This is a genomic window from Embleya sp. NPDC001921 (assembly GCF_053594475.1).
On record NZ_JBSFEO010000001.1, the window covers coordinates 1 to 15769 of the forward strand.

Sequence of the window (15769 nt, forward strand, 5' to 3'; positions counted from 1 at the left end):
CAGCACACCCCCACCGAACCCACCCGACGTCACGCTCGTCGGACCGACCCGCACCACCCCAACCCGCCGCAGAAAGACCTAAAACACCGGTATTGCCGCTAGGGCGTGTCTTCGGGTCGCCCTGTCCGCGCCGACCCGGCGCGGACAGGGCGACCCCGACCTCAGCAGTGGTGCGTGAACAGGTTCAGGGCGACCCCCTCCGGTACCGGCACCGGCATCGTGTCGACCGGCGGGTGGACCGTCCGGCCCGCTTTGATCGTCTCCTCGATGTCGATCTCCAGGAGTGCGTCGCCCGACACCGTCGCCGGATTGGCGCTCAGGATCACCAGGTCGGCCAGCTTGCCCACCTCGATGCTGCCCTTCTCCGCCTCCTCGCCGTACTGGTAGGCCGCGTTGATCGTGATCGACTTGACCGCGTCCGCCCCGGACACGCACTGATGCTTGCCCAGGACCATCCCGCTGCGGGTCTTCCTGGTGACCTGACCGGACAGGATCGCGAGCGAACTCGGCCGGGCCACCGGTGCGTCGTGATGCGACGTGTAGACCATGCCTCGGGCCAGGGCCCATTGCGCGGGCGAGATGTTCACCGCGCGCGACTCGCCGAGCACGGTCTCGACGTACCAGTCGCCCCAGTAGTACGTGTGCATCGAGAAGAACGACGGGATGATGCCCAGGCGGCGGAACTCCCCGATCTGGTCCTCGCCCGCCGTCTGACAGTGGATGCCCGTCGTACGCCTATCGGCCGGGTCGAACTCCCCGGTCGCGGTCCGCACGCAGCGGATGAACTGGGCGATCGCCTCGTCGCCGTTCACGTGCGCGATCACCTGCCAGCCGTGCGCGAAGCCGGCCCGGACCTGCTCGAGGGCGACCTCGTCCTCGAGCGTCGGGTAACCGCAGTAGTCGTCGCCCTCGTCTCCCGGCGGCTCCTTGTACGGTTCGCGCAGCCAGGCGGTCCGGCCCTGCGGGGAGCCGTCCAGGTTCAGCTTGATCCCGGCCGCCCGCAGACCGTTCACATACTCGCCGCTCGCGTCGACCAGGTGCGGGGTCTTGATCGCGTCGGCCGCCTTCACGTAGACGACGACGTCCAGGGGCAGCGGCGCGGCCGCCGCCAGTGCGCGCAGGTCACCCAGTACGGCCAGCTCCGCAGCCCCTTCCTGCACCGTGGTGAAGCCGTAACTCGCCGCCGCCTTCAGGCCCTTGTCCAGGAACAGGGCCCGGTCGCGCTCGTCGATGCCCATGATCGCGCGACCGGAGGCGGGAGTGAACGCGGTCTCCTCCAAGACCCCGTTCGGCTCGCCGAAGGGCAGTACCGACTCGTCGCCGCGCCGGATCACCCCGCCCTTCGGGTTCTCCGTGTCGGCGCTGTAGTTCAGCACCTCGAGCCCCTTGCTGTTCACCGCGCCCAGGTGGAACGACTGGTGGATGGCCAGCACCGGCCGCTCGGTGGAGACCCGGTCCAGGTCCTCCCGGGTGGGATGCAACTCGCCGTCGAGCAGCGCGTCGTCGTAGCCGAACCCGACGATCCACGCGGAGCGCCGGCCGACCTCGCTGTCGCCGAACTCGCGCAGCTTGCGCACGATCGCCTCGATGTCCCCGACATCGCCGTCCGGTTCGCCGAGCAGGTCGGCGACGGTCTCCTGGAGGCCGGTGCCGACCACGTGGCCGTGCGGATCGATGAAACCCGGAAGCAGCGCCCGGCCGTCCAGGTCGCGCAGTTGCGTCGTCGGGCCCTGCCACCGCGCGAGTGCCTCGTCGAGATCGCCGACGAAGGCGATGCGACCGTCCTTGACGGCGACCGCCTCGGGCCGCGCGCCGTCCTCTCCCATGACCGCCTTCGGACCGGGCCCGTCCGCCACCGTCTCGATTTCGCCGCCGTGGAAGATCACGTCGGCCTCGCCGGAAGTCGTCCCGGCGCCCTCACGTCCTTCGGACATCACCACTCACCCTCACTTTCGTCCCTCGATGATTCATGTCGCTACGAAGTCTGTCGGCGACGCACCGTAACAACGAAGAAGAATTCCGGACATCCTTCGCTCACCACGCGGACCGGACCACACGGACCACGACCGGAAGACCCGGGAGGGCGGAGGTGGCGCGGAGGTGGCGCGGGCGCGGAGGCCGCAGGAGCGGGAGGCACGGGCTGGGCGCGGTGTGGAAGGCCGGAGGAGCGGGAGGAGCGGGCTGGGCGCGGGCGCGGAGGCCGGAGGAGCGGAAGGCACGGGAGGCACGCGCCGCGAGGTCGAAGGGTGGCGGTGGGGGCGCGGGCAGAAGGGTGTGCGCCGAGGGCCTGGAGGGCGCGCTATCGGGGCGGGGTGGGGCTTCGGTCGCCTTGGAGGAGTTGGGCCAGGCCCTGGCGGGTTGTCGCCAGGACCACTCGGTCGGTGGGGCGGAGGAGGTATCCCGGGTGGAGTTCCCACTGAAGGTCGCGCTGTGGGGCCGCGTCCCGGCCGAGGTCGGCGCGGCGTTCCGCCGGATCGGCCACGTCCAGCGCGAGCACCCGCCACAGTCCGGCCCGAAACGATTCCGCGACCGTCTGCCCCTGCAACTCCGGGTGGCCGGCGACGTCGATCGCCGCGAACAGCAGCACTTCGCGCTCCACCGGGATCGCGCCCAGGATCTGCCGACCCATCACGGCCCCCGCGAAGGCCGGCGCGGACAGCGAGGACACGCTGCGGCTGCGGGTCAGCGCGTTCGGGTAGGACTCGCGCAGCGTGCGGTTCACCATCTTGGCGAAGTCGTCGTCGAACAGCCGCATCGCCACCCGTAGTTCGGGATCGACCTCGCGGGCGTACAGGGCCGCCTCGAGGTTGATCGCGTCGTTGCTGGTCAGCGCGAGCAGCACCCGGCTGGTGCCGATGTGCGCGGCCTCCAGCACGCCTTCGCGGGTGACGTCGCCGATCACCACCGGCACCCGACGCGCGTGCGCGGTCGCGATGCCCAGCGCCTGCGGATCGCGCTCCACGCACACCACCGGGATGCCCAGGTCGCACAGCCGATCCAGCACGCGCGTACCGATCTTGCCCAGACCCAGCAGCACCACGTGGTTGGCGATCGCTCGCGGCGGCGGGCGCTGGGTGGTCGCGGTGCGGAACGTGCCCAGGCTCTCCAGCACCACCGCGAACAGCACCGGCATCAGCGCCATCCCGGCGAGCCCGGACAACACCTGCAGGACCTGTCGTCCGGTGCCCTCGCCGATCGCCGGATCGCCCATCCCGAACACGTCCAGGATCGAGCGGTAGGCGGCGCGCAGCGGCGGATCCCCGGTGACCCACCAGGTCAGGCCCGCGAACACGAAGAGCAGCGCGACCAGACCGAAGATCGCGTACCGCAGCCGGGGCGGGAAGAGCGTGGCCACCGGCAGCCCCTGCGGCAACCGGGGCCGGTTGACCGGTGCGCCGCCGCCCTCCTCCAGGGCGATCGTCTCCAGCACGGTTCGCCCCCGCGTCCGTCCCGCCGCGGCCACCGCGGCGTCGTCCGGCAGCAGCTCCGGGCTCCCGCCCACCCCGTCGGAGGCGAGCGCGAGCGTGTACAGGTACGGCGCGGGGTCGCGTTCGTCGGCGGGCCGCTCGGCCGCCCGCAACAGCAGCCCGTCCGCCTGAACCACCTTGCCCGCGCCGGAGATCGCCGCCGCGACCAGGGCCGGGGTGGCGGTGTCCGCGTCGGAGAGCACGGTCGTGGTCACGTCCCGGGCCGAGATGTCCCCGATCCGGGCCACGACCGCGCGGTCGAGCAGTTCCTCCAGGTGCCGGCCGAGCTTGCGGTTGTACAGCCGCACCACGAGTCGGATGTTCGGGTTGATCCGCCGGGCCCGTAACGCCGCGTGGATGTTGGCCCGGTCGTCCCGGTAGACCAGGGCGAGCGCCATCGCGCCCGACACGCCCGCCGAGCGCAACGCGTCGTCGCTCGGCTCGGCCGCCTCCACCACCGACACCGACAACCCCCCGCCGCGCGCGAGGTCGTCGATCTGCGGACCGTGGTTGCGGTGCACCGAGGGCAGCAGCACGGTCACGTGCTCGCCGTAGACGTACGCGAGTTCGTAGGACAGCCGTTGCGCGAGCGCGTCGTCGCCGCACACCACGAGGTGGCCGGCCCGAGGCGGAGGAGTCGGGTGATGCGCGGGAGTCGACACACCCCCACCCTGCCTCCCGATCCCTCCCCCGTCAGCCCCCTATCCGCACCACCGATCACATCGAACACATCGATCGCACCGTAAAAGGTCGCGCACGTGCACACGCCACGCAGCGCCACGCACCGCACCGCACCGCACCCATCGGACAGAGCCCGCACGACGAACAAACCGAGAAGACCGAGCACGACCGATGACGGTCGGACCCGGCCCACCCCCGTCAGGTCCCCGTGGTGTCCGAGATCAGCAGATCCAGCACACCCGGCAGACCCCCGGCCACGAACGCCTCGCGCTGCCGATCGGCCCCCGTACCCTGCAGGATCAGTCGGTCCACGAGCGAGAACACCTGGGCGGTGTCCCCGAATTCGTCCAGCACCGGGGTCACGTGCTCGAGCAGCTCGCAGACCAGGTCCCCCGCCTCTATCCGGCGGGCCGTACCCGCCGGTCCCACCGGCCCGAACAGATCACCCTCCAAACCGTCCCGAGCCGCCAACCAACACGCGGCCCGCAGCAGTTCCGGTTCGGGTGCGGCGTACGGCGCCTTCTCGTCGTGCTGGTGCAGCGCGGTCACCACCAGCGCCCGCACCAGACCGGCGAGCATCACCGCGTCGTCCGCGCGCAACTGCACGTCCGGGCACCGGATCTCGATGGTCGGGAACCGCTCGGAGAGCCGCACCTGCCAGTACACCTGACCGCGGTCGAGCATCACGCCCACCGCGAGCAGCGCGTCCACCCGTCGTTCGTACTCCTCCAGGTCGGCGAACAGCGGCGGTTGCCCCTCCACCGGCCAGCGCGCGTAATGGATCGTGCGCCAGCTCGCGAAGCCGGTGTCCAGCCCCTGCCACAGCGGCGAGTTGGCACCCATCGCGACCAGCACCGGCAACCACGGCCGGATCCGATTGACCACCTGTACGCCGGTCTCCCGATCGGGCACCGCCACGTGCACGTGCATCCCGTGGATGAGCTGCACGTCGGCCAACCGCCGGGCGTTCTCCCGGATCGCGAGATAGCGCGGATGCTCGCTGACCTCCATCAGCTTGCCGTCACCGGCGGGCGCGGTCCCGCAGGCGACCATCCGGCAGCCGATCCGCTCGGCCGCGGCCGAGAGTTCGTGGCGCATCCGGTACAGGTGCCCGCCGATCTCGTCGAGCGACGTGCACACCGGCGTCGCCACCTCCAACTGCGCCTTCAGTAATTCGGGCTGCACGTCGCCGAGGTCGAGCCCGGGCCGCAGGCTCGCCTCGGCCCGGACCCGCTCGGCCGCCGGTACCGGCAGTCCGCTGACCGGGTCCACGAGCAGGTACTCCTCCTCGACACCCAGAGTGGTCATCACCGAACCGTCCTTTCGAGCGGGCGAACCCGCCGGGCAGGGCCTCCGCCTGGACATGACCATCCGTAGCCGGTGCGCGTCACGACGTGTGCCCGCACCCCGCCGGCCCCGGGACGACCCCGGACCCCACCAGGTGCGACATCGCGACCGCGACGCGCTCGACCAAGATCCGGACAGGCCGCACTACTTGGGAGGACTCGATCGGTTGTACCCGTAATCACCGCAGGTCGACACGTCGACCCGAATGCGCGTCCGAGGGAATCGCGGACGCGTCGGGGCCGGCGCGCCCGATGTCCGCGCTTTGTGATGGGGTGGAACCCGAAAGTGGAACGGGTGAGCGTGGGGGCGAGTGGTGGCACGGGTACAGATCACGAACAAGGCCGTTCTGGTCGGACTGTTGTTCGAGGGAGCGGCCGTCGGCGACCTCGGGCGGGTCCGCCATCGCATCGGCGACGACGTGATCGGCGCGCTGCTGGGCGATCCGAAACTCGCCCCGAGCCTGCGTTCGCTCGCCGCGCGGGACCCCGACCCGTGGGTGCGCCGCGCCCTCGCGCACAACGTGGCCGTGCTCACCGCGGCGGATCTGGCCGCGCTGCTGGAGCAGCCGGACCCGGTCGTGGACCGCATCGTGTACGCGCACCCCGAGGCCGGCGCGTGGATGCGCCGGATCGTGCTCGCGCCCGGCCGCCATGCCGACACCCCGCACCCGCCGGCCGCACTGCACGAGGAGTTGCTCGCGCTGCCCACCGAGGACGAGTTGCCGCGCCGACTGGGCGCGGCGGTGGTCGCCGATCGACCGGATCTGGTCGCGCACGCGCTGCGGGCGTGTGCCGGCGGCCTGACCGCCGCCGAGGAACTGCGCGGCCTGCTGTCGCTGAGCCGGCACGGCGGCACCGACCTGCTCGCCGAGGCGTCGCGCCACGTGCGGCCCGAAGTGGCCGCGACCGCTCTGCTGATCGGCGAGGTGGTCACCATACGTCCCGAACTGGCCGACGCGGTGGCCGAGGCCGAGGGCGCTGCCGGGCTGATCGCCGAACTGCGGGCCGGCCTGCCGCCGTCGACGTGGCGTCGGGAGATCGACTGGGACGCCGTGCACGACGAGCAGCGGCGCGAACCGCTGCCCGAGGCGATCGCCGCGCTGCTGGCCGCCGACCCGGACTGCCCCGACGACCTGCTCGTCGCGCTGTACACCGCGCACCCGACGGTGGTGGGCCCGGTCGCCCGGCCGGCGCTCGCGATGTTGCGCGCGGCGATCGGCACTCCCAAACACCCGGCGCTGGCCCGGATCGCCGCGCTCACCCGCGACCTCGCCGAACCCGCCGACCTGGCCCGGGTGGTGCACGAGGTGACCCCGGCCCGAACCGCCGTCGCCGCCCTGGTCGAACTGCCCGAATGCGCCGAGCTGCGCGACCTGTTGCACCGGCACCTGGGCGCGTGCGCCGACCGCTGGACCACGCTGCGCGCCGTACTGCCGCGCCGGCGCGAAGCGCTGCCCGCCCTGTTGGCCGGCATCGAGGCGGGCACCGTGACCGCGCCGCCGGAGCCCGCCGGCGGCCCGCCGCCGACGCTGACCAAGCCCTACCGGCACCTGCTCACCGCGGCCGACCCCGACGACCTGCGCGCCCTGCTGCCCGACCTGCCCGACTCGCTGGTGCGCGACCTGCTCTCCAGCGGCTCGCTCCCGCGACACGTGCACGAGGCGGCGATCACCTCGACCGACCCGCGGGTGTGGGAGGCGATCGCCCGCAACGTCGGCCTGGACATCCGCGAACTGGCCCGCCTGGTGGCCAAACGGGTCCCGGCCGTGGACGCCGCCGCCTACCTGAGCATGCGCTCGACGCCGTCGCTGCGCCGCACCATCGCCGCGCGCACGCCGTTGGCCCCCGCCCTGCGCTCCGAACTGCTCGCCCACGGCGACCGTCGCACCCTGTTGCCGCTGGTCGCCAGTGGTGATCCCGAACTCGCGGCCCGCGCCCTGTGGTTCGGTTGCCGCAAGATCGCCCAGCAGTACGCCTACGTCAAGGTCTGGGAACGGCACGGCCCGGCGGGCGTCCGCACCCTGCTGGACAACAGCGGCACCGGCACCGCGGCACAGATCCGCAAGCGGGTGGAGGCCGCGCTCAAGTCCGAGGACGGCCTGGCCGACCTGCGCGAGAGCGGCGAGCCGTACGAGGACCCGGCCACGCTGCCGCACCGCTTGCAGACCCGGACCAGTCGCACCACCGTGCGCGACCTGGTGCACGAGCCGTACGCGCACGACTTCCCGCTGTTGATGGCGGCCGAGCGGGACGAGCCGTTCGCCTACGAGGCCGTCGACGACCTGATCCGCCACGAGGACGCCACCGACGAGGACCGCGCGCGGCTGCGCCTGGTGCTGATCAACGCGCAGCGCAACTACGCGCGCCGGACGAACGACACCCTGCCCGAGGAGTGGCTGCGCACCGAGCCGTTCGACGGGAACGAGAACTGGGTGAACGAGGCGGTGGAGTACGACCTGCTCGATCCCGCCCACCTGATCGACGTGGCCTATCCGGCGCGGGCGGTGGTGACGGCCGCGCGCCGGGTGAACCCGAGCACCGTGCTGGCCCCGATGCGGGCCCGGCTGGCCGAGCTGACCCGGGAGCATCTCGCGGGCCACACCGAGGCGTTGGCCATCGCGGTCGGCCTGATCGACGGCTTCAACGCGTCGCTCGCCGAGTTGGTCACCGTGGCCGGTCAGGCCGCGGGTCCGCGCCCGGGAGCCGAGGAGTTGGCCCGGACGGACGCCGCCACGCTGGCCGCCGCACGGCGCGACGCGGCCGAGACTGCGAACAACGGACCGGTGCCCGTCACCGCGTCGACACCGACCACCCGGCGCGGCGGCACGATCCGGGCCGCCGATCCCGATCGCAGGTCCCGGCTGGTCGCGGCGCACTTCCTGCGCGACGTCGCGGCCGGTCCGGATCCGGTGCCGGTTCCGGAGGATCCGGCCGTGCTCGCGGCGCTGGCCTCGGTGTCGACGGTCGACGCGCCGGGCTACGAGTACCCGGGGTGGCTCTACGAGGCGTGCTTCGGCAGCGACTCGGTGCAACCGCGGGTGGCCCTGGGACGCCGGGTGTTCGACGAGTCGGTCGCCAACGACCTGATCGACCTCGGCGAGCCCGAGGTGCTGAAGTCGATGGCCGAGAACAAGGGCCTGGAGGAGCCGACGAAGGACCGCGTCACCGCGCTCCTGGCCGGAAACCCCGCCGAGCGCCCCGAGCAGTACCCGACGAAGGACACCTGGCCGGGCCGGACCAGGCCGAGTTCGTACCTGCGCTGGATCCGCGAGTACTACGACGAGACGCGGGGCGGCGGCGACTTCCTGGCCGAGGCCGCGTATCGGCACGGCATCGTCGGCCCCACCGACGTACTCGGCGTGCTCCCCAACCAGGCCCTGACCCCGCTGCCCAGGAAGTGGCGCGCGCTGAGCCTGGCCGGCCCGCTGAACCGGGCGATCGAGGCGCTGGTCGCCGAGCGGCTGGGCGTGGACCCGGAGCGGTGGTCGCGCGCGCTCGTCGCGATGGACGGCGCCGGGGATCTCCCGTTGCCCGAAGTCCTGGACGCGGCAATGGAGTCCGCTCCCGACGAGACGTTCGAGTGGGGACGGCTCGAGTCGCCGATCACCGTCGAGTCCGAGGCGGTGCGGCGAAGCGCCCATCGGCTGCGCCGCGCTTGGCGGTGGCCGGCCGGCAGCCTGCTCCTGCGCGCGTCCGCCGAGGCGCTCGCGGTGCTGCTGCCGCGGCTGGGCGAGCACGCCTACCCCACGCTGTGGTCCTACGCGGACTATGTCGAGCACCGCGCGCCCGCGCTGGACGAATACCCCTTCCTCACCCGGGATCGGACCGCGCTGCGGATCCTGGCCACGCACAGTCGCGACAGCGCGATCCGGGCCCGGCTCGCGCGCCTGGACGACCCGGTGCTGAACGCCGACCTGTACGGCTCGCCGCTGGTTCGCGGCGACGTCGTGGTGCGCCGTGCGGTGCTCTCCCGCGTGCCGCAGGGGCGCCCGGCGCCCGCGTCGCCGGCTCTGCTGCCGCTGGATCCGGGGCTGCGCGAGCGGCTCCTGGCCGACGACAAGGCGACCGCTTCGGTGCTGCCGGCACTGCGGTTGCGGATCGAGGCGGCCGACCCGGAGGTGATCGAGCACACGCTGCGCCGACTGGGCAAGAAGGCCTCGCTGTTTGACCGACTCCTGGGCGTGCGGGGTCTGTTGCGGTACGGCGGCGCGGATCGGGTCGGCGATCTGGTCGAGCAGGGCGTGCTCGGCGCGACCGCCGGCCGGGTGGTGGCCAAGGCCATGGCGGCGGCCGACCCCGACGCGGCGCTCACCGAGCGGATCGACCGCGAGCGCGCCGGCGACAAGCTGGTCGCCAAGCTGCGCAAGTGCGCGCGGGGCGCCGAGGCGGACGAGGTGCTCGACCTGCCGTACCTGCGCGACTGGGACCTGATCGTGGCCGAGCACGAGCGGGAGCCGTTCCCGGCCGACGTGCTGAACCGGCTCGTGATCCAACCGGACTCGCCCGCGCGGCTGCTCGAACTCGGGCCCGTGCACTTCCGGATCGCCCGCACAGCCGCGACGCTGGACGCGGAGCACGCGCGTGCCTCGGTCGCCTTCGGCCGGGAGCTGCTCGGCGACACCGCGTGGCACATCCACCTGGACCGCCTGGTCACGTCCGGCCTGCTGACCGGCCACGACCTGGTCCACCGCGCCCGCGGCGCGGCCTCCGTGCTGCGCTGGGTCGCCGAGGCGGCCATCCGGATCGAGGCCGATCCCACGATCCGCGCCGCCGCCGCCGAGGCGCGCACCGAGATCGCCGCCCTGATCGAAACCCACCTGGGCAACGACACGACCAAGTGGTCCCGCGCCTTCGCCACCCTGGCCGGCTGCGATCCCACCTGGAGCCCGGAGGCCCCCGGCTCGACGATCACGGCCCTGCTGACCCGCTGACCCGCTGACCCGCTGACCGGACGACGATGCGCCCGAACAGGCCGGCCCCGAGCACCGGACGGACACCCGCCCGTCCCGACCGGCGGTCGGGGCCGCGGCTCGGGCTCGGGGCCGGCACTCGGCGCCCGCGGCCGGCTCGGGCCCGCTCGGCGGCGACGGCGGCCCGGCTCGGCCCCTCCGTCGCCCGGACGTCGGCCCGAACCGATCGGCCCGGTCGGCGCCCGCCGCCGGCGAGAACCCGCGGTGTCGGCCCCCGAGCCGGCCCCGGGCGAGGCCGATCGCCTTACCCGCTTGCGCGTCCTCGAACCCGTGCGTCAACCTCGGGAGATGCCCTCGGATACCCGTGTCCACGACATCGTCCTGTTCGGTGCGACCGGGTTCACCGGCGAACTGACCGCCGCCTACCTGGCCCGCGCCGCCCCACCCACGACCCGCTGGGCCCTGGCCGGCCGCGACGCGGAGAAGTTGCGCGCGCTCCGCGACCGCCTCACCGCGATCGACCCGCGCCACGCCGACCTCCCCCTGCTGTGCGTACGCGCCGACGACGACGCCGCCCTGGCCGAACTCGCCGCCTCGACCCGCGTGGTGGCCACCACCGTCGGGCCCTATCTCCGGCACGGCGGCCCGCTCGTCGCCGCGTGCGCGGCGGCCGGCACCGACTACGTCGACCTGTGCGGCGAGGCGGAGTTCGTCGACCGGGTCTACCTCGACCGGCACGCCACAGCGGTCGCGACCGGGGCGCGACTCGTGCACGCGTGCGGCTTCGACTCGATCCCGCACGACCTGGGCGTGCTGTACACCGTGCGCCTGCTGCCCCGGGACGTACCGATCCGGGTGGACGGCTTCGTCCGGGCGAGCGGCACCTTCTCCGGCGGCACCTTCCACTCCGCGATGAACGCGTTCACCCGACTCCGCGAGGCCGACCGCGCGCACCGGGCCCGCCGGGCCGCCGAGCCCGCGCCGCTCGGCCGCCGGGTCCACCTCGGCACCGGGCCGCCCCGGCTGGACCGCACCACCGGGATGTGGGCGATCCCGCTGCCCACGATCGACCCGCACGTGGTGGTCCGTTCCGCCGCCGCGCTGCCCGACTACGGCCCCGACTTCGGCTACCGGCACTACGCGGCCGTCAAGCACCTCCCGGTCGCGCTGGCCGGTGCCGTCGGCCTGGGCGCCCTGGTCGGCCTGGCCCGGATCGGCCCGGTCCGCGAACGCCTGCTCGCCCGCCGCGCGGCCGGCACCGGCCCCTCCGCCGCCGCCCGCGACCGGTCCTGGTTCCGCGTGCTGTTCGTCGCCGACGCGGCCGGCCGCCGGGTGATCACCGAGGTGGCCGGCGGCGACCCCGGCTACACCGAGACCGCCAAGATGCTGGCCGAGTCCGCGCTGTCCCTGGCCCACGACCGGCTCCCGAAGACCGCGGGCCAGACCACGCCGGCCGCCGCCCTCGGCGACGCCCTGATCACCCGCCTGCGATCCGCCGGCATCTCCTTCCGCGTGCTCCGCGACGAGAAGCGCCCCTGACCGGCACCGCACGCCGCCCGCCGATCGCTCGTGGAGCTCGGCGAAGGATCGAAGACACGCCCTGGGCCGTCCGGGGGACCGCGTGTGTACCCGCCCGCCGTCGCGACCACGTTCACCCCATGGCCGATCTGCCGGTGTATCCGCCCATGCTCGCCACCTCGGGATCGTTGCCGCCGGCCGCCGAGGACGATCGTTGGGCGTACGAGACGAAGCTGGACGGTCAGCGGTGTCTCGGCTACCTCCCGGGGGACGGCACGGTGCTGCTGCGGGCGCGTTCGGGGGCCGACATCACCGGCGCCTACCCGGAGCTGCGCGCGCTGCGCACCGCGTTGGGCACCCGGTCGGCGGTGCTGGACGGCGAGGTGGTCGCCCTGGACGAGCGCGGGCACAGCGACTTCGAGCGCCTTCAGTCCCGGATGGGGTTGGCCGACCACCCCGCCGACGCGGCCCGGATGCGCGATCGGGTACCCGCCCGGCTGCTGCTGTTCGACGTGTTGTTGCTGTCCGGCCGGCCCCTGATCGATCGTCCGTACGCGGAGCGGCGTCGGGTCCTGGAGGAGCTCGAACTGAACGGGCCGCACTGGTCGACGCCGGGCGCGCTGATCGGGCACGGCGAGACCGCGCTCGCGGCGACCCGCGCGGAGGGCCTGGAGGGGTTGGTCTGCAAGCGGCTGGACTCGGTGTACACCCCGGGCGAGCGCTCACGGCACTGGGTGAAGATCCGGCACGTCAAGACCCTGGACGTGATCGTGGGCGGCTGGGTTCCCGGCCGCGGCAGGCTCACCGGTCTGCCCGGCGCGCTGCTGGTCGGCGTGCGCGAGGGCGGCGTGCTGCGTTACGTCGGCGCGGTGGGCACCGGCTTCGGGGACCGGGACCGGACCGTACTGGGCGAGTTGTTGCGGGTGTCCGCGATCGACGCGTGCCCGTTCACGCCGGAGCCGGAGGTGGTCGGCGCGCGCTGGGTGCTGCCCCGGCTGATCGGCGAGGTCCGGTACGCGACACTCACTCGCGCGGGTCTGTTGCGCCACCCGTCCTGGCATCGTCTGCGCCCGGACCTGGCCGAGGACTGATCCGGGCCGGCCCCGATGCCCGCGGGGCGTGTCCTACGGCAGCCGGCCGGTGGTCTTCGCGGCCAGCAGCGGCGCGAAGACGTCGCCGTCGCGCGCCACCCGTTCGAGGACCTGGGCCGGGTCGAACACCAGCTCGTCCTCCGACTCGATCTCGGCCCAGGACACCGGCGTCGACACGGTCGGCTCGGGCTGGGCGCGCAGGGTGTACGGCGCGGCGGTGGTCTTGGCACTGGCGTTCTGGCTCCAGTCCACGAACACGTGTCCCGCTCGCAGGTTCTTGGCCATCCGGTGCACGACCAGATCCGGCCGATCCCGCTCCAGGCGCACCGCGAGCGCCTTGGCGTACGCCCCGACCGCGGCCTCCGGGGTCGGCTCCAGGGCCGCGTACAGGTGCAGCCCCTTGCTGCCCGAGGTCTTGGCCACGCAGGTCAACCCGTCCGCCGCGAGCAGGTCGCGGGCCAGCAGCGCGACCTCGCGGCATTCCCCCATGCCCGCTCCCGGCCCGGGGTCCAGGTCCAGCACCAGCCGATCGTGGCCGTCGGGGTCGGCGCCCCACTGCGGCACGTGCAGCTCGATCGCGGCCAGGTTGGCCGCCCACATCAGGGTGGCCAGCGAGTCGACGTCGACCTGCCGCCTGCTCTCGTCCCGGCCGACCACCTCGATCGTGCTCACCCAGTCGGGCGCACCCGGCGGCACGTGCTTGTTGTAGAAGCGGCTCCCGCCGTCCACACCGTGTGGAAAGCGGATGAACGTGACCGGGCGCCCGGTCAGGTGCGGGAGCAGGACCGGGGCGACCTTGGCGTAGTAGTCCAGCGCCTGGCCCTTGGTGTAGCCGGTCTCGGGCCACCACACCTTGTCCAGGTGGGTGAGCGTCAGCGAACGTCCGTCGACTGTCGTGGCGATGCGGTCCGGCATACGGTAAAGGTCCCCTTGTGTCCAGATTTCGATGCATAGTCCGCGAAAGTGGAGAGCCGATGCGCAGCAGTTGGAAAGGCGCGATCACGTTCGGACTGGTGAGCATCCCGGTCCAACTCTTCCCCGCCACCGAGGAACACAACGTGCCTCTGCATCAGGTGCACGAGAAGGACGGCGGCCGGATCCGCCTCAAGCGCTACTGCGAGTTGGAGGAGCGTGAGGTCCCGTACAAGGAGATCGCCAAGGCGTACGAGGCGCCCGACGGCCGGCAGGCGGTGCTCACCGACGAGGACATGAAGGAGTTGCCGCTGCCCAGCAAGAAGGTCATCGACGTGCTCGCGTTCGTGGACGTGGACGAGATCGACCCGCTGATGTTGTCCAAGGCGTACTACCTCCAGACCGCGACCCCCGCCGCCGCCAAGCCGTACGTGCTGCTGCGCGAGGCGCTGAACAAGGCGGGCAAGTCCGCCGTCACCAAGATCACCCTGCGCACCCGGGAGAGCCTGGCCCTGCTGCGCGTGCACGACGACATCCTGATCCTGCAGACCATGCTCTGGCCGGACGAGGTGCGCACGTCCGAGGGGCTGGCCCCCGAGGGCCGGTTCGACATCCGGCCGCAGGAGTTGAAGATGGCCACGTCGTTGATGGACACGCTGAGCGAGGACTTCGACTTCCAGGCGCTGCACGACGACTACAAGGAGGCGCTCGACTCGCTGGTCGTCGCGCGCCTGGAGGGCACCGCCCCGGCCGCCGCCGAGGAAGAGCAGGCCGAGACTCCGGACAACGTGGTCGACCTGATGGCCGCGCTCACCGCGAGCGTCGAGGCGGCGAACAAGGGACACGGCCGGGCCTCGTCGGGCCGCACGAGTGCCGCGCGCAAGCCGGCGGCGAAGACCTCCGCGAAGACCTCGACGAAGGCCTCGTCGGGGACCAAGTCCTCGGCCGGGACCGCGGCGAAGTCGAGCTCGAAGAAGAGCGCGGCGAAGAAGACCACGCGCAAGCGCACCAGCGCCTGAGCGCCGGACGACCGCCGGCGACCGGCCGACGGTGGTGGTCGGCGGTGACGGTCGGCGGTCGGTCCGCGGTCATTCGGTCGGGAAGGCCGCCATCCGCTGCTCCAGGGGCACCGGCTCCTCGGCGATCCCGTCCGCCGAACCGCTCGCGAACCGCGCGCACACGCCGCGGCAGGCGAAGGTCTGCCGTTCCTCCACATGCCCGACCGGCACCGCGTCGTGCGCGGGTCGGTCCGCTGCGGCCCGCAGGTCGCGGCCGCACATCGTGCAGGCCAGGCCGTAGGTCATCTCGACCGTGGTCTCCGGTCGGGAGCTTCGGCGGTGTCCCGCGATCGAGTGCTGTGAGTACATGGGTTCGAATCCTCTGGTCGGTCTGGTGCGCGGATGTCCGGATCGCCGCAGACGACGCCGCCATGGGTGACGGCATACGAGGTGCCCTCGGTCTCCCCAAAGTACTCCTCCCGTTCCGCCGCCCAGACCCCCTCGCGGAATCGTTTCGACACCGGATCGCGCCGGCTCGGGCCGGATCCGCGGCAACCGATCCCGGGCGCGGCCGCGGGGCCCGTCGCATACGACGGGCCCCACGTCCGGCGGTTCGGCGACGCGTCGACTACCAGCGGTACCAACGCCCACGACGACCACCCGCGCCGGCGCTGCGGAACACGAACCCGAGGGCCCAGAGCACCAGCACGATCACGGCTATCCACCAGAGGGCTTTCAGGGCGAATCCTGCACCGAACAGGATCAAAGCGAGCAAAAGCACTACAAGCAGCGGAATCATCTTGAACCACCTCCGCCCGACGTCTGCCCCGAATGATTCGCTTCACG

At 72.8% G+C, this 15769-nt stretch carries 10 protein-coding genes; 4 read left to right on the forward strand and 6 right to left on the reverse strand.

Annotated elements, in window-relative coordinates; translation table 11 throughout:
* Nucleotides 1-161: 161 nt before the first annotated feature.
* From ACWCPW_RS00005 to ACWCPW_RS00015, 3 genes are all read right to left on the reverse strand, one after another.
* Nucleotides 162-1934: an amidohydrolase gene (locus ACWCPW_RS00005; protein WP_449759273.1), complete on the reverse strand. Its 1773-nt coding sequence runs from the start codon at nt 1932-1934 to the stop codon at nt 162-164.
* A gap of 365 nt (nt 1935-2299) precedes the next feature.
* Nucleotides 2300-4129, reverse strand: a complete 1830-nt coding sequence (locus ACWCPW_RS00010) for an NAD-binding protein (RefSeq protein ID WP_449759274.1) — start codon at nt 4127-4129, stop codon at nt 2300-2302.
* Nucleotides 4130-4346: 217 nt separating this feature from the next.
* Complete coding sequence (locus ACWCPW_RS00015) at nt 4347-5456, reverse strand: carboxylate-amine ligase (protein ID WP_449759275.1); 1110 nt, start codon at nt 5454-5456, stop codon at nt 4347-4349.
* Nucleotides 5457-5808: 352 nt separating this feature from the next.
* On the opposite strand from ACWCPW_RS00015, the gene ACWCPW_RS00020 reads away from it, so the two are divergent.
* The 3 genes from ACWCPW_RS00020 (at nt 5809) to ligD (ACWCPW_RS00030) (ending at nt 13013) form a co-directional block, all read left to right on the forward strand.
* Nucleotides 5809-10425, forward strand: coding sequence for a hypothetical protein (locus ACWCPW_RS00020; protein WP_449759276.1), 4617 nt, complete (start codon nt 5809-5811; stop codon nt 10423-10425).
* 327 nt (nt 10426-10752) lie between these two features.
* Nucleotides 10753-11943, forward strand: a complete 1191-nt coding sequence (locus ACWCPW_RS00025; RefSeq protein ID WP_449759277.1) for a saccharopine dehydrogenase family protein — start codon at nt 10753-10755, stop codon at nt 11941-11943.
* A gap of 119 nt (nt 11944-12062) precedes the next feature.
* A complete protein-coding gene (ligD, locus tag ACWCPW_RS00030; protein WP_449759278.1) occupies nt 12063-13013 on the forward strand; it encodes a non-homologous end-joining DNA ligase in 951 nt (316 codons plus the stop codon).
* 33 nt (nt 13014-13046) lie between these two features.
* On the opposite strand, the gene ligD (ACWCPW_RS00035) is transcribed toward ligD (ACWCPW_RS00030), so the two are convergent.
* Complete coding sequence (gene ligD, locus ACWCPW_RS00035) at nt 13047-13928, reverse strand: non-homologous end-joining DNA ligase (RefSeq protein ID WP_449759279.1); 882 nt, start codon at nt 13926-13928, stop codon at nt 13047-13049.
* Nucleotides 13929-13987: 59 nt separating this feature from the next.
* Here ligD (ACWCPW_RS00035) and ku point away from each other — a divergent pair, with 59 nt between their 5' ends.
* Entirely contained in the window at nt 13988-14944 is a 957-nt protein-coding gene (ku, locus tag ACWCPW_RS00040; protein ID WP_449759280.1) for a non-homologous end joining protein Ku, read from the forward strand.
* 69 nt (nt 14945-15013) lie between these two features.
* Here ku and ACWCPW_RS00045 read toward each other — a convergent pair whose 3' ends face one another.
* Both ACWCPW_RS00045 and ACWCPW_RS00050 read right to left on the reverse strand, forming a co-directional pair.
* Nucleotides 15014-15292, reverse strand: coding sequence for a hypothetical protein (locus tag ACWCPW_RS00045; protein WP_449759281.1), 279 nt, complete (start codon nt 15290-15292; stop codon nt 15014-15016).
* A 259-nt stretch (nt 15293-15551) separates the two neighbouring features.
* Nucleotides 15552-15722, reverse strand: a complete 171-nt coding sequence (locus ACWCPW_RS00050) for a DUF5670 family protein (RefSeq protein ID WP_355537031.1) — start codon at nt 15720-15722, stop codon at nt 15552-15554.
* Between the last annotated feature and the right edge of the window lie 47 nt (nt 15723-15769).